Below are 24,795 nucleotides of genomic sequence, written 5' to 3' on the forward strand. Positions count from 1 at the left end.
TCAGCCCGCCTGGTCGGAAGCGGCCAGCTGCTTCACCACCTCGTCAACGGTGATCGAGCCGCTGAGCAGTTGCTGGGAGAGCCGACCCATCAGGTCCAGGGTCTTCGAGGAGAGCGCCACGTGCAGGGCCGGCTTGCCGCCCTTGATCTCGGAGACGATCGTGGCGACGGCCGGGCCGCCCCGCGACACGTCGATCGTGGTGTCGGCGGCGACCGCGCCGGCGTCGGCGTAGAAGGCCCGCAGCGCGTCGGTCGAGGTCAGCGATCGCACCAGGTCGGCGGCGACCTTCGGGTCCTTCGTCCACTTGGCGACCCCGTAGCCGATACCGCCGTCGTAGGGCAGGCTCGGGGTGGTCCCGGTGGTGACGACCGGGGCCTTCATGACGCCGAGCTTGTCGGCCGTCAGGAACTCGTTGAAGTCCTTCCAGTGCCCCACGTCCGACATCAGCCCGATGACGTGGGCGGCCTTGCCGGACTGGAAGAGCGCGAAGGAGTCGTTGAACATCGCGGTCGAGTTGGCCCCGTCGTTGTTCAGGCCCGCGTCGCCGGCCTCCTTCCAGAGCTGGAAGACCCGCTTGACGTCGGGTGAGGTCCAGTCGCGCTTTCCGGCGATCCAGTTGTCGTACTCCTGCGCGGTGAGGACGCCCGACGCCAGGCCCGAGAGCCAGAACTGGATACCGAAGCCCTCCTTGTTGCCGAGGGCGAGGCACTTGGCGCCGGCCTTGGCGATGGCGGCGCAGTCGGCGACGAACTTGCTCCACGTCGTGGCCGGGCTCGCCGGGTCGAGCCCGGCCTTTTCGTAGATCGCCTTGTTGTAGTAGATCGGGTGGCCCTGCAGCGTCACCGGGCTGGCGTAGACCTTGCCGTCCTTGGTGAACGCGCCCCAGCCGGCGAGGCGCTGCCTGTCCTCGGCCACGTACCCGTCCAACGGAACCAGTGCGTCCACCCGGTCACGGATCTGACCGCCCCCGTTGAACAACACGACGTCCGGACCCTTGCCCGACTGGATAGCCGCGCCGAGCAGCGTGTAGTACTGGTCGAAGGGCTGCGCGACGAACTCGACCGTCACGCCCGGGTGCTTCTTGGCGAAGTCCGCCTTCGCCTTTTCGATGTACGGTGCGGCGGAAGCCTCGCCGGACTTCCAGTCCCACACCACGAGTTTGCCCTCCGACCCGCCCGGGGACGAGCCGGGCCCTGTGGCGCTTCCACAGCCGGCCAACGCCAGTCCCACAACGAGGACGGCCGGCCACATTGCTCGCTGTTTCATCGTTGTCACCCTTTGAACGTGGGGTGGCCGGCGAACCGACCGTCGGGCGTCACCATTGCGCCGAAACGTAACTCGTATGATGTGTGCCGTCAACGGTCCGCCGTACACTGACCAACGGGCACCGGGCTACCAGCGCGGTGAGCCGTCCGGAGGGGACATGACGCCATCGCAGGAGACCGCCTTGAATGCTTCAGCGCCCCCGGCCTGGACCCGCCGACCGACCAACCTCGCCCGGGCCGTCACCGCCGAGTTGGTGGAGCGCATCGTTCGCGGAACGCACCCCTCCGGTACGTCACTTCCGCCCGAGCCGGTGCTCTGCGAGACCTTCTCCGTCAGCCGGACCGTCGTCCGGGAAGCGGTCAAGATCCTTCAGGAGAAGGGGCTGGTGCAGGTCCGCCAGGGCGCCGGCACCATGGTGACCCCGCCGTCGTCCTGGGACATGCTCGACGAACTCGTCCTCGCGGCCACCATCGCCGAGGACGACAGCCTCGCCATCCTCGACGATCTCGTCGTCACCCGGCGGGTGTTGGAGTCCGACATGGCCAACGTCGCCGCCCGCCTGGCGGACCCGGAAACCGTCGACCGGCTGGGCGCCCTGGTCGAGCGGATGGACGAGCTGGTCGACGACACCGTCACCTACCACGAGCACGACCGCGCCTTCCACGACACGGTCATGCAGGCGTCCGGCAACCGCATCGCCCGCGGGGTCGTACGCGCGCTGGAGAGCCAGGTCGTCAACACCGCCCGGTACATGGGCCGGACCGAGCGATCCCTGTGCGTGGCGTCCAACCGCGGGCACCGGCGCATCTACGAGCGCATCGCCGCACACGACCCGGACGGCGCCGCCGAGGCGATGTTCACGCACATCACCGAGGCGTGGCTCGTCCGCCGCAACGGAACGGGCAGTCCCAGCCGGCTCGAACGGTGACATGTCGACCGGGCGGACGGGCTCGCGGTCCGCTGCGGGTGCCGGTACCCCGCCCACCACGAGCCCGCCCGCCGGGTCCTCGGACCGGTCTCAGGAGAACTGCGCGAAGAACCTCCAGATCTCACCCTTGGTCCAGGTGGTGACGCCGCTCTCGGCGTAGGTCCCGTCCACCGGGCCGGGCATGTGACCGTTGTCGAACGCGGCCCACTGCACCGGGTAGCCGGAACGGCATCCCGAGTAGGCGGTGGTGACGTGCGTGCGGCTGCCCGCCGCCGGCTCCGGCGGGTTCTGGGCGGCGCAACCGTTGTTCCGGACGAAGGTGTCCCGCAGCGCCCGCCCCTGCGAGATGTTGAGGACGTTGTCCGTGATGCCGTGCAGCCCGAAGTACGCGATCGGCTGGGTACCGCCGCTGCAGCCGCTGATCTGCGCACCGGAGATGACCGCGACGGCCCGGAACACGTTCGCCCGGGCGCAGGCGAGCGCGTAGCTCATGCCGCCGCCCCAACTGAAGCCGAGGGCGAAGCGCTGCCTCGGGTTGACGCAGAGGTCGCTCTCGATCCGCTGGATCATGTCGTCGACGAAGGTCACGTCCTCGCCGCCGGCGTTGCCCCAGCCGTTGCCCAGCCCCTGCGGCGCGACCAGGATCGCGCTGTTGTTCGACTGCTCCTGCTGGCCGTAGTAGGACCAGGCGGCCCCGCTGGTGCCGCCCGAGGAGACGTCCTGCATGGTCCCGCCGCGCCAGTGGAAGGCGAAGATCAGCCGGTACGGGTTGGTGTTGTTGTAGTTGCTCGGCATCCGCAGGATGAACGAGCGGCTCTTGCCGTTGCTCTGGATCGTGTACGTGCCGCTCGACAGCGTCGGGGCCCGGCCGCACCCGGTGCCGCCCGACGGCGGGTCGCCGCCGTCGACGCGGACGAGTTGCCACTGCTGGTTGGCGCCGCCCCAGTCGGCGTACTGCACGATGTTTCCTCCGTCCGCCGTGGACGCGCCCTGCACCTCGACGGCCTTGCCGCTGTGCCGGCTGATCAACCGGACGTGCCCGCCGTCGGAGTCGGCCAGCCGGAACTGCTGGTTCGTCGCGTTGAGGTCGGACCACTGCACGATCGCGCCGCCGTCGGCGGTCGACCAGTTGTACACGTCGAGGACCTTGCCGGAGTGTCGGGACTTCAGCCGGTAGAAGCCGCCGCCCGAGTCCACGAACTGCCACTGCTGGTTCGCACCGTTGTTGCGGGCCCACTGGGTGATCCGCGCGCCGTCGCCCGTGGCCGAGCCGTACAGGTCCAGCGCCTTGCCGCTGTTCCGGTTCACCAGCACGTACCAGGCGCTGGTGTCCACCGTCGCCGCGGCCGCGGGCGCGACGTTCGTCGCGACGAGCGTGCCGGCCGCGACGACCGCCGCCGCCGCGCCGGCCAGCGCCGACCGCCAGCGACGTCGCCGTGGAGAGGCGGGACGAGCCGCACCGGTGGCCTTCATGATCCGCTCCTTCTTCTCGGGGGTCGCACGCGAGCAGAGCGGGCGCGTGCGCCCAGGGGGTGTGCCGCGTCCGGTGGTGGCGTCGGCACGCTGCGTGGTTCGGGGGTGTCACGCCCGCCGCGCGTGAATGTCACGCGCGTCGCGCACGGGTGTCACGTCCGCCGTGCCGCCCGGTAGGTGTGGCCGGCCCGGACGGCGACCTGGACGACGTCGCCCTCGGGCCGCGTGGTGGCGGGCACGGTACCGTCGGCGACGTCGACGAGCGTGTAGCTCCCGGTGAAGAGCCGGGCGCGCAGTCTGACGTTGCCGTCGCGGTCGGCCCTGACCAGGAACTCGTCGGCCTGGCCGCCGGTCCACGTCATGGTGACGGTGTAGCCGCCCCGGCCGCGCAGGCCCGCCACCCGGCCCGCGGGCCAGGCCGTCGGCAGCGCGGGCAGCAGGTGCAGTTCGCCGTTGTGGCTCTGCAGCAGCATCTCGGCGATGCCGGAGGTGGCGCCGAAGTTGCCGTCGATCTGGAACGGCGGATGCAGGTCGAACATGTTCGGCGCGAGGCGGTCGGTCCGCACCAGGTCGCGGACGAGCTTGTGCGCGCGCGTACCGTCCTCCATCCGCGCCCAGTAGTTGATTTTCCAGGCGAGGGACCAGCCGGTCCCGTCGTCGCCGCGCAGTTCGAGCGTCCGGCGAGCGGCCTCGTACAGCTGGGGCGTGCCGCGCCGGGTGATCTGGTTGCTGGGGTGCAGGCCGTACAGGTGGGAGATGTGGCGGTGGGTCCGCTCGGGCTCGATCCAGTCGGCGAGCCACTCCTGGATGTTGCCGCGCGAGCCCACGCGCATCGGCGGTAGGCGGTCCCGGGCGGTGCGGACCTGGGCCCGGAAGGTGGTGTCCACGCCGAGCACCTCGCTGGCCCGGGCGACGCCCTCGAACAGGTCGCGGAGGATCTGGTTGTCCATGGTGGGGCCGGCACAGACGCTGACGTTCGCGTGGTGGGCGAGTTCCGGGGAGTTCGACGGGTTGGTGACGAGGTAGCCGAGCGTCGGATGGGTGACCAGGGTGTCGAGGAAGAACTGCGCGGCGCCCTTCATGGCCGGGTAGTTGGCGCGCAGGAACGCGACGTCGCCGGTGAACAGGTAGTGGTCCCAGATCAGGGTCGCCAGCCAGGCCCCACCGGTCTGCCACATCCCCCACAGCGCGCCGTCGACGACCGAGGATCCCCGCCAGCCGTCGGTGTTGTGGTGGGTCACCCAGCCGCCGGCGCCGTACTGGGCCTGCGCGGTGCGCGCCCCGGTGACCGCCAGGTCCCTGATCATGTCGAAGACCGGGAGGAAACACTCGGCGAGGTTGGTCGTGTCGGCGGGCCAGTAGTTCATGGGCAGATTGGCGTTGATGGTGTATTTCGAGTCCCAGGGTGGGGCCATCGAGTCGTTCCAGATGCCCTGGAGGTTGGCCGGCTGGGTGCCCGGCCGCGAGGAGGAGATCAGCAGGTATCGGCCGAACTGGAACAGCAGCGCGGAGAACTGCGGGTCGTCGACGCTGGCGTGTTGGGCGATCCGCACGTCGGTCGGCTGGTCGGCGGCGGCGGTGCGACCCAGGTCGATCGTGACCCGGTTGAACAGCGCCTGGTAGTCGGCCACGTGGCGGCTGCGCAGCTGGTCGTAACCGACGGTGCGGGCGGCGGTGAGGCGGGCCCGCGCGGTGCCCTGGTAGTCCCCGTTGACGGTGCGGTAGTTGACGTAGCTGGAGGCGATCGAGACCAGCAGCGTCACGCTGGTGGCGCCGGAGACCCGCAGCGTTCCGCCGGAGCTGCTGACCGTCCCGCCGGTGGCGGTGGCGTGGGCCAGGGCGAGGAAGCGGACCGAGCCGTTGATCCCCTCCATGCTGCCGGAGATCCCGTCGAGCGCGATCGTCGCACCGTCCGGGCTGGCCACCGTCGTCCGTTGCGGGCTGTCGAACGAGGCGCTGAAGGTGATCGAGTTGGCCCGGTCGGCGGTCAGCCGGACCACGATCACCTGGTCCGGCGCGCTCGCGAACACCTCACGCTGGTACCGCACCCCGTTCAGCACGTAGGTCACGGAGGCGGTGGCGGTGGTGAGGTCGAGCGTCCGGTGGTACTGCGACGCCGTGCCGGAGGCGAAGGCGAGCCGGAGGTTGCCGACCGGCTGGTACGCCAGCTGCCCGGCGGGTCTGCCGAGCATCGCCTGGTCGACCAGTGTCTGCGCCTGGCTCCACTGGTCCGCGAAGACCAGCCGCCGGATCTCCGCCAGCGAGGCCGCGCCGCGGGTGTTGGCGGAGTCGTACGGGCCACCGGCCCAGACGGTGTCCTCGTTGAGCTGCAGTCGCTCCGCGTCGACGTTGCCGAACACCATGGCGCCGAGGCGGCCGTTGCCGACCGGCAGCGCCCGCAGCCAGTCGGTGCCGGCGGGCTCGTCGTACCAGAGCGCCAGGTCGTTGGCGGCCAGCACCTGTGGCGGTACCGCCGGATGGGCCCGGGCGGTGGCCGTCCACGCCGCTGGCAGCAGCAGGGCGCCGGCCCCGGCCGCTCCGGCGGTGAGAAGTCTCCTTCGCGTCACTTCAGACATCGTGATTTCTCCAACCAGCGGAAATGACTACGGTCAGCGGCACGTCGGCGGCGGCGCCGAGAGCGGCCACCCCGGGGCGGCCACCCCAGGACGGCCACCCCGGGGCGGCCACCCCGGGGCGGTCGCCCCAGGACGGCCGGCCCGGTGGTGCCGTCGCCGGATGCGGTCATGGGGTGGTCAGCTCGAATCGCCGTACGGCCACCGAGCCGCCGAGCGCCTGGGTGGCGTAGTTGAAGATGCCGAACCGGTAGCCCATGAAGAACTGCCAGGCGTTGTTCAACGTGAACGCCGGCCCGAGCGAGGTGAAGGTGCTGCCGTTGGTGCTGTACGAGAAGCGGGCCTGGCGTCCGGAGCCGGGTCTGATGTCGGCGTTGACGCGCAGCCAGATCCGGCCGCCGGAGACGGTGGCGCTGGCCTGTTCGGCGCCGGTGCCGGTGGTGTTCCAGCTGCCGTCCATGGTCAGGCCGTTGGTCATCACCACCCGGGTGGCGCCGTTGTCGCGCTTCACGCCGATCCAGGCGGACTGGTCCCGCAGCATGGCGAGCCCGCTGCGGTCGCCGTCGCGCATCGTCGAGTAGTCGAGTTCGATGGTCGCCGTCGAACTCGGTCCCTGGATCCGGTGGGTGAGGGTGTTGCGGGCGTTGTAGAGGTCGTTGGTGACGGTGGCGGCGTCGAGGCGCAGCCCGTTGTTCACCGACCACCGGCTGTTGTCCGGATTGTGGTTCCACTCCCACTGCGGCCCGAGGGTGGTGCCGGCGAACGTGTCGACGCCGGTGAGGGGCTTCACCGCGCGCGGCGGCGGGGGCAGGTTCGGCGCGGGGTACGACGCGCCCCAGGCCCCGTTGACGGTCTGTACCACCGGCCACCCGTCCGAGGTCCAGGTGATCGGCGCGAGGGCGGGGACCCGACCGCCGGGGTAGGCGTCGACGAAGGCCATGTAGTACCAGTCGCCGTTCTGGGTCTGCACCAGCCCGCCCTGGTGCGGTACCCCGCCGCCGGAGATCGGACCGGGCATGTTCAGCAGCACCTGCCGCATCTCGTACGGGCCGAAGGGGCTGCTCGACTTGAGCACGTACTGGCCGTTGGCGGGGCGGGTGAGCCAGATGTAGTAGCTGCCGTTGCGCTTGTAGAACCGGGCGCCCTCCAGGGTGCCGACGCTCGACGGGGTCTGGAACACCTGCTGCGTACGGACCTGGCCGAGTCCGTCGGCGGTGAGCTGGGCGACGCTGATCGTCGTGTTGCCGTAGGCGACGTACATGGTGTCGTTGTCGTCGATCAGCAGCCCGGCGTCGTAGTAGCAGTTGTTGATCCGCGAGCGCTTCTGCCAGGGCCCCTCCACCGACGTCGCCGTGTACACGTACGTCCGGTTGAACTCGGTGCAGCCGATCCAGTAGTACGTGCCGTTGCTGCGGCGGTAGTTGAACGCGGACGCCCAGATGCCCTTGACGTAGGCCCGCCCGCCGCTCATGTTGTAGGCGTTGTTGTCGAAGTCCAGGTTCGGTACGGAGTGACCGGCGAATTCCCAGTTCACCAGGTCGTACGAGCGCAGGATCGGCGCACCCGGCGAGTAGTGCATGGTGGAGGCGGACAGGTAGTAGGCGTTGTCGACCCGGATGATGTCGACGTCCGCGAAGTCCTGCCACACCACCGGATTCGAGTACGACGTACCGGGGTTGCCATCGCCGCCGACGCGGACGAGTTGCCACTGCTGGTTGTTCCCGCCCCAGTCGGTGTACTGCACCACGTTGGCGCCGTCCACGGTCGAGGCGTTCTGCACCTCCACGGCCTTGCCGCTGTGACCGGCGAGCAACCGCACGTAGCCGCCGGCCGAGTCCGCGAGCCGGAACTGCTGGTTCGTCGAGTTGTTGTCCGTCCACTGGACGATCGCGGCGCCGTCCGCGGTCGAGCGGTTGGACACGTCCAGCACCTTGCCGGAGTGCCGCGAGCGCAACCGGTAGAGCCCGTTACCCGAGTCGACGAACTGCCACTGCTGCTGGGCACCGTCGTTACGGCTCCACTGCGTGATCCGCGCACCGTCGCTCGTGGCCAGGTTGTACACGTCCAACGCCTTGCCGCTGTTGCGGTTCAGCAGCACGTACCAGGCGTTCGTGTCCACCGTCGCCGCCGCGGCCGGCGCGGGATGCACCGCCGCCAACGAGCCGCCCAACACCACCGCCGCGGTCGCGGCGCCGAGCCGCGACCACCACCCACGCCGCCGCGAGGGCGGCGCGGCCCACGGAATCTCCCCAAAGACGGTCATGATCCTCCTCAACGGCCGAGTCGAGCGGGCGGCCCGCAACGAACGACGCCGCGATGCACCAGAGCCGGCGCCCCGGGCGCCGATGAATGAGAGCGCTAACAGGGCGCCCACCGACGCCGCAGCTGCAGCAGCGGGCGCGAATGGACGGATTGAGCAGGGGTTCGACGAGGTGGGCCTGCCCGGTCGGCCAAAGCTCCCATCGCCCCTCGCTCATCGACTGTGAGCGACAACACGCGGTTCGTCAAGTCGTGCCGAACCGCGGCGGAACTCTCCGCCCGCCCCCGGCGAGGCCCGGTTGGCGAGTTTGCTCCCGTTCCGGCCGGCGTCGGCCCCGCCCGCGCGCTCGTCCTCCCGGGCCTCCCCCGCCCCGCCGCCTGCGCGTTCGCGGCGCCGGCGCGTCGATGGTCGAATGCCGGCGGCCACCGCCGCCCGGCCCGCGACGTTTCGGCGCCGTGTCAGCCAGGAAACGATGCTTGCACATGTGTTAACGGCAGGCTATGTTAGCGCTCACATAGACACGGGCGTATGACGTCAGACATCGGTCCACCCATCCGTCCCGGCAGCGGCACCGCTCACCGCGCATCAGGGAGACGTGCCCAGCCGCGCACCCAACGGAGGCCCCCATGCCGATCCCCGCCATGAGCCGCCGCCACCTGTTGCAGGCCGCCGGCGCCGCCACCGTCGCCTCGGCCATCGGTCCCGGAGTCGGGGATTCCCCGGCGGCGGCCGGGCTCGCCCCGGCCCGACCGGACATCGGAGTCTCCGCGTATCCGTTCGACCTCGGCCAGGTACGGCTGACGGCCAGCCGCTGGCTCGACAACCAGAACCGCACGCTGAACTACCTGCGGTTCGTCGACGTGAACCGCCTGCTCTACAACTTCCGGGCCAACCACCGCCTCGCCACGAACGGTGCCGCGTCGAACGGCGGCTGGGACGCCCCGACGTTCCCGTTCCGCACGCACGTGCAGGGGCACTTCCTCTCCGCCTGGGCCCAGGCGTACGCCGTACTCGGCGACACCACCTGCCGCGACAAGGCGAACCAGATGGTGGCCGAACTCGCCAGGTGCCAGGCCAACAACGCCGCGGCCGGCTTCAACACCGGGTACCTGTCCGGCTTTCCCGAGTCCGACTTCAGCGCCCTCGAAGCGCGCACGCTGAGCAACGGCAACGTGCCGTACTACTGCGTTCACAAGACCCTCGCCGGCCTGCTCGACGTCTGGCGCCTGCTCGGCAACACCCAGGCCCGCGACGTGCTCCTGGCCCTCGCCGGCTGGGTCGACTGGCGCACCGGCAGGCTGACCTCCAGCCAGATGCAGGCCATGTTGGGTACCGAGTTCGGCGGCATGAACGCCGTCCTGACCGACCTGTACCAACAGACCGGCGACGCCCGCTGGCTGACCGCGGCCCAGCGGTTCGACCACGCCGCCGTGTTCAATCCCCTGGCGAGCAACCAGGACCAGCTCAACGGGCTGCACGCCAACACCCAGGTGCCCAAGTGGATCGGCGCGGCCCGGGAGTACAAGGCCACCGGCACGACCCGCTACCGGGACATCGCCACCAACGCCTGGAACATCACCGTCGACGCGCACACCTACGTGATCGGCGGCAACAGCCAGGCCGAGCACTTCCGGGCCCCGAACGCCATCGCCGGATACCTGCGCACCGACACCTGCGAGGCCTGCAACACGTACAACATGCTGAAGCTGACCCGCGAGCTGTGGGCGCTGGACCCGAACCGGGTCGCGTACGTCGACTTCTACGAGCGGGCCCTGCTCAACCACATCGTCGGGGCGCAGAACCCGGCCGACAGCCACGGGCACATCACCTACTTCACCCCCCTGAACCCGGGCGGTCGCCGCGGGGTGGGTCCGGCGTGGGGCGGCGGCACCTGGAGCACCGACTACAACTCGTTCTGGTGCTGCCAGGGCACGGGCCTGGAGGCCAACACGTCGTTGACGGACTCGATCTACTTCTACAACGGCACCACGCTGACCGTGAACCTCTTCATGCCGTCGGTGCTCACCTGGTCGCAGCGCGGGATCACCGTCACCCAGACCACCGGCTACCCGGTCAGCGACACCACGACGCTCACCGTCACCGGAACCGCCAGCGGGACGTGGACGATGCGCATCCGCATCCCCGGTTGGACGAACGGGGCAACGGTCAGCGTCAACGGCGTCGCGCAGAGTATCGCGACCACGCCGGGCAGCTACGCCAGCCTCACCCGCTCCTGGGCCTCGGGCGACACCGTCACCGTACGCCTGCCGATGCGGGTCACGGTGCAACCGGCCAACGACAACCCGAACGTGGTGGCCCTCACCTACGGCCCGGTCGTGTTGTCGGGCAACTACGGCAACACGGCGCTCACCGCGCTCCCCGCGTTGAGCACCGGCTCCGTCACCCGTACCAGCAGCAGCTCGCTGGCCTTCACCGCGACGGCCAACGGCGCCACCGTCAACCTCGGCCCGTTCCACGACGCGCACGGGCACAACTACACCGTCTACTGGAGCGCCAACGGCCAGGCGGGCGGCTCGACCGCCAGCTACCGCCTGGTCAACGCGGCCAGCGGGCTGGTGCTGGGCATCCAGAACATGTCGACCGCCGACGGTGGCCTGGCGCTGCAGTGGGGCGACACCGGCACGCCGGACCACGACTGGGAGACGATCGTCGACGGCACCGCCCTGCGGTTCCGGAACGTGAACAGCGGCAAGGTGCTCGGGGTGCGGGACATGTCGACCGCCGACAACGCGCCGGTGCTGCAGTGGGCCGACAACGGCACCGCCGACCACCGGTGGAGCGTCGTCGACGTCGGCGACGGCTCGCACAAGATCCGCAACGTGAACAGCGGCAAGCTGTTGGCGATCCTCGGCGGCTCGACGGCGCAGGGCGCCCAGGCGGTGCAGGACCCGGACAACGGGACGCTGGACAACCAGTGGCGGTTCGTCCCCAACGGGGCGCGGCGGATTCAGAACCTCGCCAGCGGCCTCGTGCTCGGGGTCCGGGACATGTCCACGGCCGACGGCGGACCGGTGATCCAGTGGGGTGACACCGGCACCGCCGACCATCTCTGGACCGCTGTCGTCGACACCGGCGGCTACCTGCGGCTACGCAACTCCCACAGCGGCAGGGTGCTCGGGGTGGAGAACGCCGGCACCGGCAACGGCGCGCGGGTGGTTCAGTGGACCGACGACGGCGCCAACGACCACCGGTGGCGGCTGCGGTACGGCGGCAACGGCTGCTTCCGCATCCAGTGCGCGAACGGCGGCCGGGTCCTCGGGGTCGACGGCGCCTCCACCGCCCAGGGCGCCCAGGTCGTCATCTGGGACGACAACGGCACCAACGACCATCTCTGGCGGTTCCTCTAGGGGCAGTTCGAGGCCCCGAGGGAGATTCCATCGACATCAATCGACCAGCAGCCTTGGAGGAGCAGATGCGCGCACGTACCCGATGGTTGGCCGCCCTGACCGTGGCGTTGGTGACGGCGGTGGTGGCCGTCACGGAGCCGGGTCACTCGCCGCGGCCGGCGCAGGCGTTGAACAACGGGGTGGCCCGTACGCCGCCGATGGGTTGGAACAGCTGGAACACGTTCGGCTGCAACATCAACGAGACACTGATCCGGCAGGTGGCCGACGCGATGGTCGCCAACGGCATGCGGGACCTCGGTTACAAGTACGTCGTGGTCGACGACTGCTGGATGAACTCGACCCGGGACGCCCAGGGCAACCTGCAGGCCAACCCGAGCCGGTTCCCGAGCGGCATGAAGGCGTTGGGCGACTACCTGCACGCCCGGGGGCTGCTCTTCGGCATCTACCAGGCGCCGCTGGACCGGACCTGCGCACAGTACTTCGGATCGTATCCCGGGGCGACCGGCGCCCAGGGACACGAGGCCCAGGACGCGCGGCAGTTCGCCGCGTGGGGCGTGGACTATCTCAAGTACGACTGGTGCTCGCCCACCGGCACCATCAACGACCAGGTGGCGACGTTCGCGAAGATGCGCGACGCGCTGGCGGCCACCGGCCGGCCGATCGTCTACAGCATCAACCCGAACAGCATCCACGAGAAGACCGGACCGCAGCGCAACTGGGGCGACGTGGCCAACATGTGGCGGACCACCGAGGACATCACCAACGCGTGGGACACCGGTCAGACCAACGGGTACCCGATGGGCATCCAGAACATCGTCAACGTCACCGTGCCGCTGGCCCACTACGCCGGTCCCGGCGCGTTCAACGACCCCGACATGATGGAGGTCGGCCGGGGCGGGATGAACGACACCGAGATGCGCAGCCACTTCGCCCTCTGGGCGATCATGGCGGCCCCGCTGATCGCCGGCAACGACCCACGCAACGCCGACGCGGCGACCCTGGCCATCCTGCGCAACCAGAACCTCGTCGCCATCAACCAGGACGCGTTGGCCCTGCAGGCGGTCCAGGTCTCCAACGACGGCACGCGGCGGGTGCTGGCCAAGCGGCTGGCCAACGGCGACGTCGCCGTGGCCCTGTTCAACCAGGGCGGTTCCACCACCACGGTGGCCACGACCGCGGCGGCGATCGGCAAGTCCGGCAGCTCGTTCACCCTCCGGGACGCCTGGACCAACGCCACCTCGACCACCACCGGCGCGATCTCCGCCAGCGTGCCGGCGCACGGCACGGTCGTGTACCGGGTCAGCGGCGGTGGCACCACCAACCCGCCGGCCACCTTCCGGCTCCGCAGCGAATCCAGCGGCCGATGCCTGGACGTGGAGAACAACGGCACGGCCAACGGCACGGCGATGCTGGTCTGGGACTGCCACACCGGCGCCAACCAGCAGTTCACCCAGTCCGGGCAGGCCCTGCAGGTGCTCGGCAAGTGCCTGGACATCCCGACGAACGCCGCCGCCGGCACCCGGGCGCAGCTGTGGGACTGCAACGGCGGTACCAACCAGCAGTGGACCTTCAACGGCAACGGCACCGTCAGCAACGTGCGACTTCCCGGTCTCTGCCTGGACGTCGACGACAACGGCACGGCCAACGGCACCCCGGTGATCGTCTGGACCTGCCACACCGCCGCCAACCAGCGGTGGGCCCGGGCCTGACGCGGGCTACCTGAGGCCGCCGACGGAAAGTCCGCCGCGCCAGTACCGCTGGAGGCTGAAGAACGCGATGACCAGTGGGATCACCGACACGAGCGCGCCCATGATGATCAGGCTCCAGAGGGAGGTGCTGCCCGCGTTGTTCGCGGAGGCGACCCCCTGCCAGAGGCCGAGTCCGACGGTGACGGGGAAGAGGCGGTTGTCGGAGAGCATGGCGAGGGGCAGGAAGTAGTTGTTCCACGACGCCACGGCGGACAGGAGCAGCACGGTGACCACCGCGGGTCGCATCAGCGGCAACGCGATCCGGAGGAAGGTGCGCACCTCTCCCGCGCCGTCGACCCGCGCCGCGTCCAGGATCTCGTCGGGGACCGCGTCGCGTGCGTACACGTGCATCAGATAGACCCCGAACGGGTTGAGCAGCGAGGGGAGGATCACCGCCCAGACCGTGTTGGTCAGGCCGAGCCGGGAGAACATGATGAAGGTCGGAATGACCAACGCGGTGGCGGGCACCATCAGCGCGCCCAGCACCACCGCGAAGCTGAAGCGCCTGGCGGCGAACCGGTACTTGGCGAACCCGTAACCGGCCAGCACGGCCAGGACCGTGGCGCCGATCCCACCGGCGAACGCGTACAGGGTCGAGTTGAGGATCCACCTGCCGTAGATGCCGCCGTCGTAGGTGAACAGTTGTTCGAGGTTGCCGAGGTAGTCGATCCGACCCGAGAACCACAGGGTGTTGCCGCCGCCGAACAGCCCTGGGGCGTCCTTGGCGCTGTTGACGACGACCCACCAGAACGGTACGAGGAAGTACACGACCAGGAATCCGAGCAGAAGCTGCAGCGGAAGGTGGCGTTGCGGGCGGCGGCGCGCCCGGGCGCCGGTGCGGTCGGCCATCAGAGGAAGCTCCTCCGCTTGCGGGTGAAGAACAGGAAGGCGTACACGCAGACGAAGACGACCCCGCCGAGGGCGAAGGAGATCGCCGATCCGTAGTTGAAGTTGGCGAGCGCGAACGCCTGCTGGTACGCGTACATGTTGGGGGTGAAGTCCGAGTCGATCGTCCCGGCCGCGAGGTAGCGCAGGATCTGCGGTTCGTTGAAGAACTGCAGGGTCCCGATGAGCGAGAAGACCAGGATCAGGACCAGCGCCGGGGTGATCAGCGGGATTTTGATCCGGACCGCGATCTGCCATTTCCCGGCGCCGTCCATCCGGGCGGCCTCGTAGAGCGTCGAGTCGATGCCCTGCAGCGCCGCGTACAGGATGATCATGTAGTAGCCGGCCCACTGCCACGTGACGATGTTGAGCAGGCCGTAGAAGACCAGATTGCCGCCGAGGAAGTCGGGTGCGGTCGCGCCGAACAACCCGAAGACGTCGGAGAGCGGCCCGAAACTCCTGCTGTACAGAAACCCCCACATCACCGCTCCGATGACCGTGGGAATCGCGTACGGGAGAAAGATCATCAGTCGGGAGAAGCGGGTGAAGAGAGACGTCACCGCGTCCAGGACGAGGGCCATCGCGAGCGCGACGACGATCTGCAGCGGAATGGCGACGAGCGAGAAGCGGATGACGAACCACGACCCGGACAGGAAGCTCGGGTCGGTGAACGCCTTCGCGTAGTTGTCCAGGAAGACGAAGCTGGTGCCACCGATCAGCCTCTTCTGGAAGAGGCTGAGGTACAACGCGTACGCCAGCGGCGCGATGAGGAACGCGAGGAAGACGATCGCGAACGGCCCGACGAAGGCCCATCCCATCAGGTGCTCACGGAGGTGCACCTTGCCGCGGATCCTGTGCGTCTGCTGCTGAGCGCGGGGTGCGCGCTCCCCGATCAGGAGGGTCATCTTGGGCTCCGGAACCTGGGGGTCGGAGGGCGGGCCGACCGGTCGAGGGCGACCCGCCCCCCGATCACTGAACGGTGAATCCTTGCTCCTTGGCGTACTTCGTCACGTCCTCCTGAAGCCGGTCGGCGGCCCGCGAACCATCGACCGAACCCGAAATAATCGCACTGACCTGCTTCGTCATGGCCTCGAAGTAGTACTGGCCGAACGGGCTGTAGGCGACGCCCCGGTAGGCGTTCGCCGCGGGGACGTAGACCTCCTTGTTCGCCTGCTGGCCGCCGAAGAACGCCACCTTCAGGTTCACGAACTCGGGGTCGTTGAGCGCCGTGAGGTTCAGCGGGAAGATGATCTGGTTGGTCCAGCCGTCGGTGAGCGACTCCTTGTCGGCGTAGAGGCCGTAGGCGGCCTTCGCCGCGAGTTCCGGCTTCTTCGCCTGGCTCGTCACCGAGAAGGCCGATCCGCCCCAGTTCACCTGCACCGGGTTGGTCGGATCCCACTGCGGCAGCGGGGCCACCGCGAACTTGCCGGTGTCCTGCCCCTTGCCGACGCCGGCGCCCGTGAGGTAGCCCGGCGCCCAGGCCGCCGAGACGTACGTCGCGTACTTCCCGTTGATCACGCCGGAGATGTACTCCGGAGTGAACTGGTCCTGCGTTCCGACCAGGCCCTTGCGGGCGAGGCCGCCCCAGTAGTCGAGCACGTCCTTCGAGGCCTGGTCGTTCAGGCGCACGCCGATCGACTTCGGCCGGGCCGGGTCGTAGGTGAACGGAACGGCGCCCCGCTGGATCTGCAGCGCCATGGTGAGCGCCGAGACGTTCGCGCCGAGGTCGCCGAACTGCGGACCGCCGGCGTCCTTCACCTTCTGCGCCGCCTGCTCGTACTCGGTCCACGTCTTCGGCGGCGTGATGCCGTACCTGTCGAAGATGTCCTTCCGGTAGATCATCGCCAGCGGACCGCCGTCGACCGGGACGCCGTAGACCGCGTCACCGACCGAGACGTCCTTCCACGCGCCCGGGCCGTAGTTGCCCTTGACGGCGTCGAAGCCGTACTTCTTGATGTCCACGATCGCGTTCTGGATCTGGAAGTTCGGGATCCGATCCATCTCAAGCATGATCACGTCGGGTGCGCCGGTACCCGCCGAGATGGCCGTCTGGAACTTGTCGTACTCGTCGCTGCCCTGCCCGACGTTGGTCCAGCAGACCTGCACCTCGCTGCTCTGCTTGTTGAAGTTGTCGACGACGAGCCGCATGTTGGGGTACCAGCCCCACATCGTCACGACCGGCAGCTCCGGCTTGGTGATGGTGTTCGTACAGTTGCTCGCGTCGCTTCCGCCGCTGTCGCCGGAGGAGCAGGCGACCAGGCCGCCCACCGCCGCGAGCATGACTGCCGCAGCGACCGTTCGTCTTCTCGTCACTGGCATGGTTCCCTTCGGGATCGCGGCTCGGGGGTCCGGCGCCGTCACCGGGGGCACGCGCGGCCCGGTCCGTGACGCCGCCTCCTGCGGAGGTCGACCTAGCGCCTGAACAGGCGTGGCGCCAGGTCGACGAGGTTCTTCTGCCACACGTCCCAACCGTGCGGCCCGGGGGTGATCCCGGCGAACTCGTAGCGGATACCGAGGTTGTCGAGGGTGGTCAGGGACGCCATGACGGACGGGTACACGAAGTCGGTCCGGTCCCCGACGTACAGGCGCAACATCCTGGTGCCGGCGTTGACCGCCGCCACGTCGACGCCGGTACCGCTGCCGAACCCGGCCGAGAACGCCGCGACGTAGGCGAACTCTCCCGGGTACGCCTTGAGCACCCCGAACGCCTGGCCACCACCCATCGACAGGCCGGCGAGGGCCTGCTCCGACGGGTCCGCGGAGATGTTGTAGCGGGCACGGGCCGCCGGAACGATGTTCTCCAGCAGTTCCCGGTTGAAGTCGGAGACGTTGCCGTTGCCCATGACGACCACCATCGGGACCAGGTCTCCGTCGAGGAACTGATGATCGAGGATCTGCCGGGCGCGCCCCATCTCCACCCAGTCCGGGTAGCTCTGACCGGCGCCGTGCTGCAGGTAGAGGACGGGGTACGGATGCCGGCGGTCCGGGTCGTACCCGGGCGGGGTCCACACCAGCGCGGTCCGGTCCTGGTCGGCCACGCTGCTCCGGTAGGACAGGCTCGTGATCGTTCCGCCCCGGCCGGCCGGCACGTCCGAGAGCAGGCGAGCCCGCTGCCCCGGGACGAGGAAGGTGCTCCACGTCGGCTCGGAGGTCACCCTCGTCGGGTTCGACGTGTCCTTGGCCGCGACCCGGTCGACGATGAACCGGTAGTAGTAGAACCAGGGGTCCAGCGGGCCCACGGTCGCCCGCCACCGGTCACCGTCCCGGATCATCGGCACGCGCAGCCAGCTCCCGCCGGGTGCCACGTTCGCCCACACCGTGACGTGCCGGGCGGCCGTGAACTCCGTCGTCGTCTCGAAGGTGACGAACCCGTCCTCGGTCACGAACGGCGTCGGAGTGGTGCCCGCCGGCGGCGGCCTGAACTCCCCCGTCAGCGGCCGGTGACCGGCGCTCGGGCCGTGGTCCGACACCCGGCGGAACAGCCGCGGCACGAAGTCGACGAGATTCTCCTGCCAGGTGGTCCAGTTCGCGCCGCCGTCCGGGTTGACCCCGTCGAACTCGAACCTGATGCCGGCCCGGCCCAACGACCTCGTCAGCCGGTAGGTGGCGTTGTAGCCGGGATCGGTCACGTTCCCGCTGTACAGCCGCAGCAGCCTGAGGTTGCGGTCGGCCGTCGTGGCCGCCTCGCGGCTGACGTCGCCCGTCGGCAGGCCCGAGAACGAGCCGACGTAGGCGAACTCGTTCCGGCCGGTGAGCGCGGCCCGCAACGCCTGGGTTCCCCCCTCGGCGACACCGGCGATCGCCTGGTGCGCCGGGTCGCGGAGGACGCGGTAGCGGTCGGCGACCGCCCTACGGAGATCCGCCAGCTCCCGGTCGCCGTCCGGTCCGTCGCCGAGCACGACCACCATCGGCTCCATGGCACGCCGGGCCGACAGGTTGTCGAGGATCTGCTTGGCCCGGCCGAGGTCGAGCCAGTCGGTGCTGGCTCCGCCGCTGCCCGACCGCAGCAACAGCACCGGATACCGCCTGGTGTTGTCGGCCGGATACCCCGGTGGCGTCCACACCCGGGCCGACCGCTGCCCCGTCCCGGTCCGGTAGGTCAGCGTCGCGACGCTGCCGCCCGTCCCCTGAGGTGCGTCCGCCAGCAGGCGCGCCGACTCGCCCGGCACGAGGAAGGTGCTCCAGAGGGGCTTCGACGCCACGCCGGAGCTGTTCGTCGGATCCTTGAGGCCCTTGGTGTCGTCGCCCGTGACCTGGTAGTAGTACAGGCCCGGCCGCAGCGGGCCGAGGACCCCCGACCACACCTCGCCGCGACGGGTCAGGCCGAACTCCGCCCAGGCGGCGGACGGGCCGAAGTTGCCCTCGACGACGAGCTGCGACACCTCGCCCGCGTGCTCCTGGACGTAGTCGGCCGGGACACTGAACGACGCGTAGCGGTCCTCGGAAACCTCCAGCCAGGGGGTTCCCGCCGCCGCGGGTTGCGGCGCGAGTAACGCCGCCGCGACCGCGACGACCCCGGCGGTGCAGGCCGCCGAGAGCCGGCGTACGCCCGTACGGCGTAGGCGCCCGTGGTCCGGTGTTGTCGTCACGCGCCACTCCTCTCCTGCGCCGGCGGTGGATGCGATCCGGCTCGCCGGCTCAACTCGTCGATGGATGCTGACCCGTGGTTGCGCGCCCGGCCCGGTCGGCGGTGTGCACGCGGTCCAGCCGGGCACGGACGGCCGGTACGATCCCGCGCGGCAGGAAGAGCACCACGAGCACCAGCAGGAGCGCGTACACGGCGTACGACAGCACGCTCGGCGCGTGGGCGGGCATGCCCGGCTGGGTGCCGATCGTGTTCAACACCTGGACCAGCAGGACGATGGCGGTCGCCCCGACGAGCGCGCCCCACAGCGTGCCGAGCCCGCCGACCACGGCCATCACCACGTACTCGACGGAGAGCAGGACCGGGAACGAGCCGGGCGAGAGGTAGCCCAGGTAGAAGGCGTAGATCCCGCCCGCGAGCCCGGCGAACGCGGCGGCGGTGGCGAAGACGGTGAGCCGGTACCGCCCGACCGGTACCCCGCTGGCGGCGGCCGCCGTCTCGCTGGTGGCCAGCGCCCGCAGGCCGCGTCCGGGGCGGGACGTCACGATGTTGCGGGCCACCAGCAGGGTGCCGGCCGCCGCGGCCCAGACCAGGTAGGCGTAGGCGATGTCGTCGGCGAACTCGACGCCGCCGACGGAGAACCGGGGTACGCCCTGCAGGCCGATCGCGCCGCCGGTCCAGTCGGCCTGGCTGACCAGGGACAGCAGGATGAGCTGCATGGCGAGCGTGGCGAAGGCGAGGTGGTGGCCGCGCAGGCGCAGCAGCGGAACGCCCACCACGAGGGCGAACGCGGCGGCCGCCAGCGGCGCGGCGAGCAGGCCCGCGAGCGGCGGTACGCCGTGCACGGCGAGCAGGCCGGCCGTGTAGCCGCCGATGGCGTAGAAGGCCGCCTGGCCCAGCGACACCTGCCCGGCGTAGCCCATCGACATGGACAGCCCGACCGTGACGATCGCGGCGAGGCCGAGCAGGATGTAGATGGACAGGTGGCTGCTGGAGAGCAGCGGTGGCAGGGCGAGCGTCACCGCGGCGGTCGCCGCCGCCGGAAGCCATCGGGCCGTCCGGCCCCGCGCCGCGTTCACGCCGCCTCCTGCTGCGCGATCGGCTGCCGCGCCGCCCGCCAGATCATCACGGTGAGCAGGAGCACCAGGGCGACCTCCAGCTGGTACGCGCCGTTGCCGTACCCGGCGACGAGCGCCTGCGCTACGCCGAGCAGCAGCCCGCCGACCAGGGTGAGCGCGGGCCGCATCAGGCCGCCGAGGATGGCGGCGGCGAAGCCGCCGACGACGAGGGTGACGTCGTAGTCGAAGGTGACCAGTTGGATCGGGGTGACGAGTATCCCGGCCAGCCCGCCCAGCGCGCCGGCGACGCCGAAGGAGAGCAGGCCCATCCGGGTGACGTCGATGCCGACCACCCGGGCGGCGTACGGGTTGGACGCGCATGCCGACAGCGCGCGCCCGATGTCGGTACGCGCAAACAGCAGCCCGAGTCCGGCGAAGACGGCCAGCGTGGCGCCGATGATGAGCAGGTAGTGCGCCTGGAAGCGGGCGCCGAAGAGGTCGACCGCGCCGGGCACGCCCCGGAACGAGCGTGGTTGGTCGCCCCAGACGAGGATCTCGACGGCGTACGCGAAGACGCCGAGCCCGAGCGTGACGATGAGGGACGCGTCGGGCGGGGTGCCCGGCTTGCCGATCGCGACCAGCCCGACCGCCGCGCCGGTGACGGCGCCGACCGCCACGGCGAGCGCCTCGGCGAGCCCGTGCGGCAGCCCGCTGGCCAGCAGCGTCGAGGCGGTCATCGCGGCGATCACGGCGAACGAGCCCTGGGCGAAGTTGACCACCCGGGTGACCCGGTAGACGACCACGAGCCCGCTGCCGACGAGCGCGAACGCGCAGCCGCCGCCCAGCCCGGTGACGAGGTACTGGAGCAACTCGGTCACGCCGCGGCTCCCAGGTAGGCGGCGGCGACCCGCGGGTCGGCGGCCAGGTCGGCGGCGGTGCCGGCGGCGACGACTCGGCCGGCCTCCAGCACGTACCCGCGGCCGCACAGGTCCAGGGCGAGGCGCGCGTTCTGCTCGATGAGTAGTACGGCGAGGCCGCGCTCGGCGTTGAGCGTGCGCAGGTGGCGGACGAGGTCGGCGACGACGAGCGGCGCCAGGCCGAGGGAGAGCTCGTCCACCGCGAGCACGTCCGGGCGGGCCATCAGCGCCCGGCCCACGGCCACCATCTGCTGCTGGCCACCGGAGAGCTGGCCGGCGCGGCGGCGACGCAACGGGGCGAGCGCGGGCAGGACGTCGTAGATCGGGCCGGTGTCCCGGTTGCGGACGCGCCACCCGCCCAGCCGCAGGTTGTCGTCGACGGTCAGGTCGGGAAACAGCTGCCGCCCCTCGGGGACGTGCGCGAGGCGGCCCCGGACGGTGACGGTCCCGCCGGCCGGGGACAGGATGCCGGAGAGCGTGTTGACCAGCGTGGACTTGCCCGCGCCGTTCGGCCCGATGAGCGCGACCATCTCGCCGGCGCCGACGGTGAGGCTGACCCGGTCGAGCGCGGTCGCGAGCCCGTACCGCACGGTGAGTTCCGACACCTCTAGCACGTCGTCACCTCCGCACCGAGGTACGCGGCGACGGCGGCCGGGTGGGCCCGGATCTCGGCCGGTGTGCCCTCGGCGATCACGCGGCCGAGGTCGAGGACGGTGACGCGGTCGGCGAGCCGGGTCACGAACGCGACATCGTGCTCGATTTTGATCATCGTCAGCCCGCCGGCCTTCAGCTCCTCGATGAGCTGGGCGAGCGACTCCCGCTCGGCGGCGCGCAGCCCCGCCGCGGGTTCGTCGAGCAGCAGCAGGCGCGGCCGGCCGCAGAGCGCGCGGGCCACCTGGAGCGCCCGCTGCTGGCCGAGGGGCAGGGCCTCCGCCGGCCGGTCCGCCCAGGCGGCGAGCCCGACCCGGTCGAGCGCCTCCCGCGCCCGGTGCCGGATCTCCCGCTCCTCCCGGCGGTGGCGGGGCAGCCGCAGCACCGCGGCGGCGAAACCGCCACGGCTGGTGGCGTGCGCCCCGACCATCACGTTCTCCAGGGCGGTCATGCCACGGAAGACGCGCGCGCCCTGGAAGACGACCGCGATGCCGAGCCGGGCCCGCCGGTGCGGCGGCAGCCGGTCGACGCGACCGCCGGCGAAGGTGACCGTGCCGGCCCCGACGGCGAGCTGGCCCCCGATGAGGTTGAACAGCGTCGACTTGCCGGCGCCGTTCGGCCCGATGATGCCGCGCAGCTCGCCGTCCGCGACGTCGAGGTCGACGTCGCGCACGGCGTACACGCCCCCGAACGCACGGGACACGCGCGCCACCCGCAGGAGCGGCTCGGTCACTTGCCCACCACCGTGGCCAGCTGCTGGCTCGCCCACTCAGTGGGCACCAACGCGCCGCCCCTGACGGTGTTGATGGAGATGTAGTCGGCCTTCAGCCCGGCGTGGTCGGTGGCGCTGTAGGCGTACGTGCCGTTGGGGGTGGTGGCGGTGAGCCCCTCCAGGGCGGTCCGGATCTTCTCCGGCTCGGCGCTGCCCGCCTTCTCGATCGCGGCGACCAGCAGCTTCACCCCGGTGTAGCCATCCTGCGCGAACTGTGGCGGGGGGTACCCGTACGTCCGCTGGAACGGTTCGGCGAGTTCCTGGACGGCCCGCTTCTGCGCCCCGTCCGGCAGGCTGCCGCCCACCACCCCGATGGAGCTGGCCACGATCGCGCCCTCGGCGGCCGCGCCGACCGGGTCCAGCCACAGCTTGCTGGCCTGTGCCCCGGTGAAGACGACCGGCAGCCGGAGGCCGGCGGTCGGGTACTGCTTGGCCAGCGCCACGCCGGGCGCCCCGGTGGCCCAGACCACCAGCGCCTGCGCGCCGGAGGAGCGCACCTGGTTGAAGACCGCGGAGAACTCGGTCGTCGTGGTCTGGAACTCGGGGGTCGCGGTGAGCGTGATCCCGTGTTCGGCGGCCTTGGCCCTGCTGCTGGTGAAGCCGGCGCGGGCGTAGGAGCTCTTGCCGTCGTAGGCGACGGCGACCCGGCCGATGTTCTGGGACCTGAGGTACGCCAGGATCCGGTCGGCGTACGTGGCGGAGGTGGCCGGCACCACGAAGACGTACGGGTGGACCGGGTCGACCTGCTCGTCGGCCGGGGTCAGCGAGAGGTACGGGATCCTCTCCCGGTCCACGAGCGGGATCGTGGCCAGCGCCGAGTTGGAGAACGGCGACCCGATCACCGCGGCGAGGTCCCTGCCCTTGAGGTCGTTGAACGCCAGCACCGACTGGTCGGGCTGGCTCTTGTCGTCGCGGACGAACAGCTCGACCCTGCGGCCGAGCACCCCGCCGGCCGCGTTGACCTGCTCGACCGCGAGCTTCACGGACTTCTCGTTCTCGGTGCCGAGCGGCGCGTAGTTGCCGGTCAGGGAGACGATCTGGCCCACCCTGATGGGTTCCTCGCCGTCGCTGCCGGAGTCGTCGCCGCAGGCCGCCGCGGTGAGGAGCACGGCGAGCACGGCGGCGGATACGGCGGTACGTCGCACGGGCGCCTCCCACAGCGAGGGCGGTTTGTTACCTGGACGCTAGACACGTATTGCACGCTGGTCAATATTGATGCCTAATGTTTGATCAGCCGGATCGGCCCGCCGGGGGCGGCGTGCGCACCGCCGCCGCGCGCGGGTCGGCGGCCCTGACGAGGCTGAACGAATGGCGGTCGACCCAGAATCTGTATAGTGATCGGCATGTCCGCCCAGCCCTCGTCGCCCGCCGCCGACCTGCCGCGCATGCAGGCCGGGGGCAGCCCGCAGCACCTGCTGCTGACCCTGCTCGGCGACTACTGGTACGGGCAACGCGCCCCGCTGCCGTCCGCGGCCCTCGTGGCCCTGCTCGGCGAGTTCGGCATCACCGAGGTCAGCGCGCGGGCGGCGCTGAGCCGGCTGGCCCGACGGGGGCTGCTCGAACTCTCCAAGGCCGGGCGGCGCACCTCGTACGCCCTGAGCGCGCGCGCCGCCGAGGTGCTCACCGAGGGGCGCGGGCACATCCTGTCGTTCGGGACCGAACGGGCGGCGTGGACCGGGCGCTGGACGGCGGCCGCGTTCTCGGTGCCCGAGGACGACCGGTCCCGGCGGCACGCCCTGCGCACCCGCCTCGGCTGGTACGGCTTCGCCCCGCTGTACGACGGGCTGTGGGTCTCCCCGCACGAGCGGGTCGCGCAGGTGACCGCGATCCTCTCCGAACTCGGCATCGACCGGGCGACGGTCTTCACCGCCGAACTGGCCGAGGGCGGACCGACCGGCGGGCACCCCATCAAGGCATGGGACCTGGACGCGCTGCGGACCCGGTACGAGCGGATCCTGGCCGCGTACGAGCCGGTGCGGCGACGCTGGCGCAGCGGGCAGATCGGCACGGCCGAGGCCCTGGTCGCGCGCAGCACGCTGATGGACGACTGGCGCATCATGCCGAGCCTCGACCCGGAGCTGCCCGTCGAGCTGCTGCCGGCGCGCTGGCCCCGGGCGCACGCCCGCGAGCTCTTCGTGGAGCTCTACGACGGCCTCGCCGGCCTGGCCGAGCAGCGGGTGGTCCAGGTCGTCGCCGAGTACGACGCGGACCTGGCCGCGCTCGTGCGCAGCCACACGAGCCGCAGCCACGACATCTGACACCGATCGTCACGCCGGACTCGTCGACCGGCATGCACCGGACATGGCGCGGT

At 70.7% G+C, this 24,795-nt stretch carries 17 protein-coding genes; 4 read left to right on the top strand and 13 right to left on the bottom strand.

Annotation, left to right across the window (positions count from 1 at the left end; all coding sequences use genetic code 11):
- Positions 1 to 1,266 (bottom strand): extracellular solute-binding protein, encoded by a 1,266-nt coding sequence (locus AB0J86_RS04735; RefSeq protein WP_363852564.1) that lies wholly within the window; start codon positions 1,264 to 1,266, stop codon positions 1 to 3.
- Between the two features lie 157 nt (positions 1,267 to 1,423).
- Here AB0J86_RS04735 and AB0J86_RS04740 point away from each other — a divergent pair, with 157 nt between their 5' ends.
- Positions 1,424 to 2,194 (top strand): FadR/GntR family transcriptional regulator, encoded by a 771-nt coding sequence (locus tag AB0J86_RS04740; protein WP_363852567.1) that lies wholly within the window; start codon positions 1,424 to 1,426, stop codon positions 2,192 to 2,194.
- Positions 2,195 to 2,284: 90 nt separating this feature from the next.
- Here AB0J86_RS04740 and AB0J86_RS04745 read toward each other — a convergent pair whose 3' ends face one another.
- From AB0J86_RS04745 to AB0J86_RS04755, 3 genes are all read right to left on the bottom strand, one after another.
- Complete coding sequence (locus tag AB0J86_RS04745) at positions 2,285 to 3,667, bottom strand: RICIN domain-containing protein (RefSeq protein ID WP_363852570.1); 1,383 nt, start codon at positions 3,665 to 3,667, stop codon at positions 2,285 to 2,287.
- A 152-nt stretch (positions 3,668 to 3,819) separates the two neighbouring features.
- Positions 3,820 to 6,243 (bottom strand): glycoside hydrolase family 95 protein, encoded by a 2,424-nt coding sequence (locus tag AB0J86_RS04750; RefSeq protein WP_363852573.1) that lies wholly within the window; start codon positions 6,241 to 6,243, stop codon positions 3,820 to 3,822.
- 166 nt (positions 6,244 to 6,409) lie between these two features.
- A complete protein-coding gene (locus tag AB0J86_RS04755) occupies positions 6,410 to 8,503 on the bottom strand; it encodes a family 43 glycosylhydrolase (protein ID WP_363852576.1) in 2,094 nt (697 codons plus the stop codon).
- Between the two features lie 623 nt (positions 8,504 to 9,126).
- On the opposite strand from AB0J86_RS04755, the gene AB0J86_RS04760 reads away from it, so the two are divergent.
- Together AB0J86_RS04760 and AB0J86_RS04765 are read left to right on the top strand one after the other, a co-directional pair.
- Positions 9,127 to 11,868: a beta-L-arabinofuranosidase domain-containing protein gene (locus tag AB0J86_RS04760; RefSeq protein ID WP_363852579.1), complete on the top strand. Its 2,742-nt coding sequence runs from the start codon at positions 9,127 to 9,129 to the stop codon at positions 11,866 to 11,868.
- A 65-nt stretch (positions 11,869 to 11,933) separates the two neighbouring features.
- The gene (locus AB0J86_RS04765) at positions 11,934 to 13,577 is read left to right on the top strand and encodes a ricin-type beta-trefoil lectin domain protein (protein WP_363852582.1); all 1,644 of its coding nucleotides are present in this window, start codon (positions 11,934 to 11,936) and stop codon (positions 13,575 to 13,577) included.
- Between the two features lie 6 nt (positions 13,578 to 13,583).
- Here AB0J86_RS04765 and AB0J86_RS04770 read toward each other — a convergent pair whose 3' ends face one another.
- From AB0J86_RS04770 to AB0J86_RS04810, 9 genes are all read right to left on the bottom strand, one after another.
- The gene (locus AB0J86_RS04770) at positions 13,584 to 14,465 is read right to left on the bottom strand and encodes a carbohydrate ABC transporter permease (RefSeq protein ID WP_363852585.1); all 882 of its coding nucleotides are present in this window, start codon (positions 14,463 to 14,465) and stop codon (positions 13,584 to 13,586) included.
- Positions 14,465 to 15,406 carry a sugar ABC transporter permease gene (locus AB0J86_RS04775; RefSeq protein WP_363852587.1) on the bottom strand — a complete coding sequence of 314 codons (942 nt, stop codon included), beginning with the start codon at positions 15,404 to 15,406 and terminating at the stop codon, positions 14,465 to 14,467. Before AB0J86_RS04775 ends, AB0J86_RS04770 begins: the two co-directional genes overlap by 1 nt.
- Positions 15,407 to 15,470: 64 nt before the next feature.
- Positions 15,471 to 16,814, bottom strand: coding sequence for an extracellular solute-binding protein (locus AB0J86_RS04780; protein ID WP_363852590.1), 1,344 nt, complete (start codon positions 16,812 to 16,814; stop codon positions 15,471 to 15,473).
- 98 nt (positions 16,815 to 16,912) lie between these two features.
- A complete protein-coding gene (locus AB0J86_RS04785) occupies positions 16,913 to 19,090 on the bottom strand; it encodes an alpha/beta hydrolase-fold protein (protein ID WP_363852593.1) in 2,178 nt (725 codons plus the stop codon).
- Positions 19,091 to 19,139: 49 nt separating this feature from the next.
- Positions 19,140 to 20,165, bottom strand: a complete 1,026-nt coding sequence (locus tag AB0J86_RS04790; RefSeq protein ID WP_363852596.1) for a branched-chain amino acid ABC transporter permease — start codon at positions 20,163 to 20,165, stop codon at positions 19,140 to 19,142.
- Positions 20,162 to 21,022 (bottom strand): branched-chain amino acid ABC transporter permease, encoded by an 861-nt coding sequence (locus tag AB0J86_RS04795; protein WP_363852598.1) that lies wholly within the window; start codon positions 21,020 to 21,022, stop codon positions 20,162 to 20,164. Before AB0J86_RS04795 ends, AB0J86_RS04790 begins: the two co-directional genes overlap by 4 nt.
- On the bottom strand, positions 21,019 to 21,675 hold the full coding sequence (locus tag AB0J86_RS04800; protein WP_363852601.1) for an ABC transporter ATP-binding protein: 657 nt from the start codon (positions 21,673 to 21,675) through the stop codon (positions 21,019 to 21,021). Before AB0J86_RS04800 ends, AB0J86_RS04795 begins: the two co-directional genes overlap by 4 nt.
- The gene (locus tag AB0J86_RS04805; protein ID WP_363852604.1) at positions 21,669 to 22,445 is read right to left on the bottom strand and encodes an ABC transporter ATP-binding protein; all 777 of its coding nucleotides are present in this window, start codon (positions 22,443 to 22,445) and stop codon (positions 21,669 to 21,671) included. The genes AB0J86_RS04800 and AB0J86_RS04805 overlap by 7 nt, the downstream gene beginning before the upstream one ends.
- Positions 22,442 to 23,629 carry an ABC transporter substrate-binding protein gene (locus tag AB0J86_RS04810; RefSeq protein ID WP_363852607.1) on the bottom strand — a complete coding sequence of 396 codons (1,188 nt, stop codon included), beginning with the start codon at positions 23,627 to 23,629 and terminating at the stop codon, positions 22,442 to 22,444. The genes AB0J86_RS04805 and AB0J86_RS04810 overlap by 4 nt, the downstream gene beginning before the upstream one ends.
- Positions 23,630 to 23,827: 198 nt before the next feature.
- Between AB0J86_RS04810 and AB0J86_RS04815 the strand changes: the two genes are divergently transcribed.
- A complete protein-coding gene (locus tag AB0J86_RS04815; RefSeq protein WP_363852609.1) occupies positions 23,828 to 24,742 on the top strand; it encodes a PaaX family transcriptional regulator C-terminal domain-containing protein in 915 nt (304 codons plus the stop codon).
- Positions 24,743 to 24,795 lie beyond the last annotated feature (53 nt).

The organism is Micromonospora sp. NPDC049559, from assembly GCF_040676675.1.
Classification (GTDB): domain Bacteria; phylum Actinomycetota; class Actinomycetes; order Mycobacteriales; family Micromonosporaceae; genus JBFAPK01.

Coding starts and splice junctions, on each gene's coding strand:
- AB0J86_RS04755 (WP_363852576.1), bottom strand. CDS start 8,503: ATGACCGTCTTTGGGGAGATTCCGTGGGCCGCGCCGCCCTCGCGGCGG.
- AB0J86_RS04750 (WP_363852573.1), bottom strand. CDS start 6,243: ATGTCTGAAGTGACGCGAAGGAGACTTCTCACCGCCGGAGCGGCCGGG.
- AB0J86_RS04775 (WP_363852587.1), bottom strand. CDS start 15,406: ATGACCCTCCTGATCGGGGAGCGCGCACCCCGCGCTCAGCAGCAGACG.
- AB0J86_RS04765 (WP_363852582.1), top strand. CDS start 11,934: ATGCGCGCACGTACCCGATGGTTGGCCGCCCTGACCGTGGCGTTGGTG.
- AB0J86_RS04735 (WP_363852564.1), bottom strand. CDS start 1,266: ATGAAACAGCGAGCAATGTGGCCGGCCGTCCTCGTTGTGGGACTGGCG.
- AB0J86_RS04770 (WP_363852585.1), bottom strand. CDS start 14,465: ATGGCCGACCGCACCGGCGCCCGGGCGCGCCGCCGCCCGCAACGCCAC.
- AB0J86_RS04815 (WP_363852609.1), top strand. CDS start 23,828: ATGTCCGCCCAGCCCTCGTCGCCCGCCGCCGACCTGCCGCGCATGCAG.
- AB0J86_RS04760 (WP_363852579.1), top strand. CDS start 9,127: ATGCCGATCCCCGCCATGAGCCGCCGCCACCTGTTGCAGGCCGCCGGC.
- AB0J86_RS04740 (WP_363852567.1), top strand. CDS start 1,424: ATGACGCCATCGCAGGAGACCGCCTTGAATGCTTCAGCGCCCCCGGCC.
- AB0J86_RS04745 (WP_363852570.1), bottom strand. CDS start 3,667: ATGAAGGCCACCGGTGCGGCTCGTCCCGCCTCTCCACGGCGACGTCGC.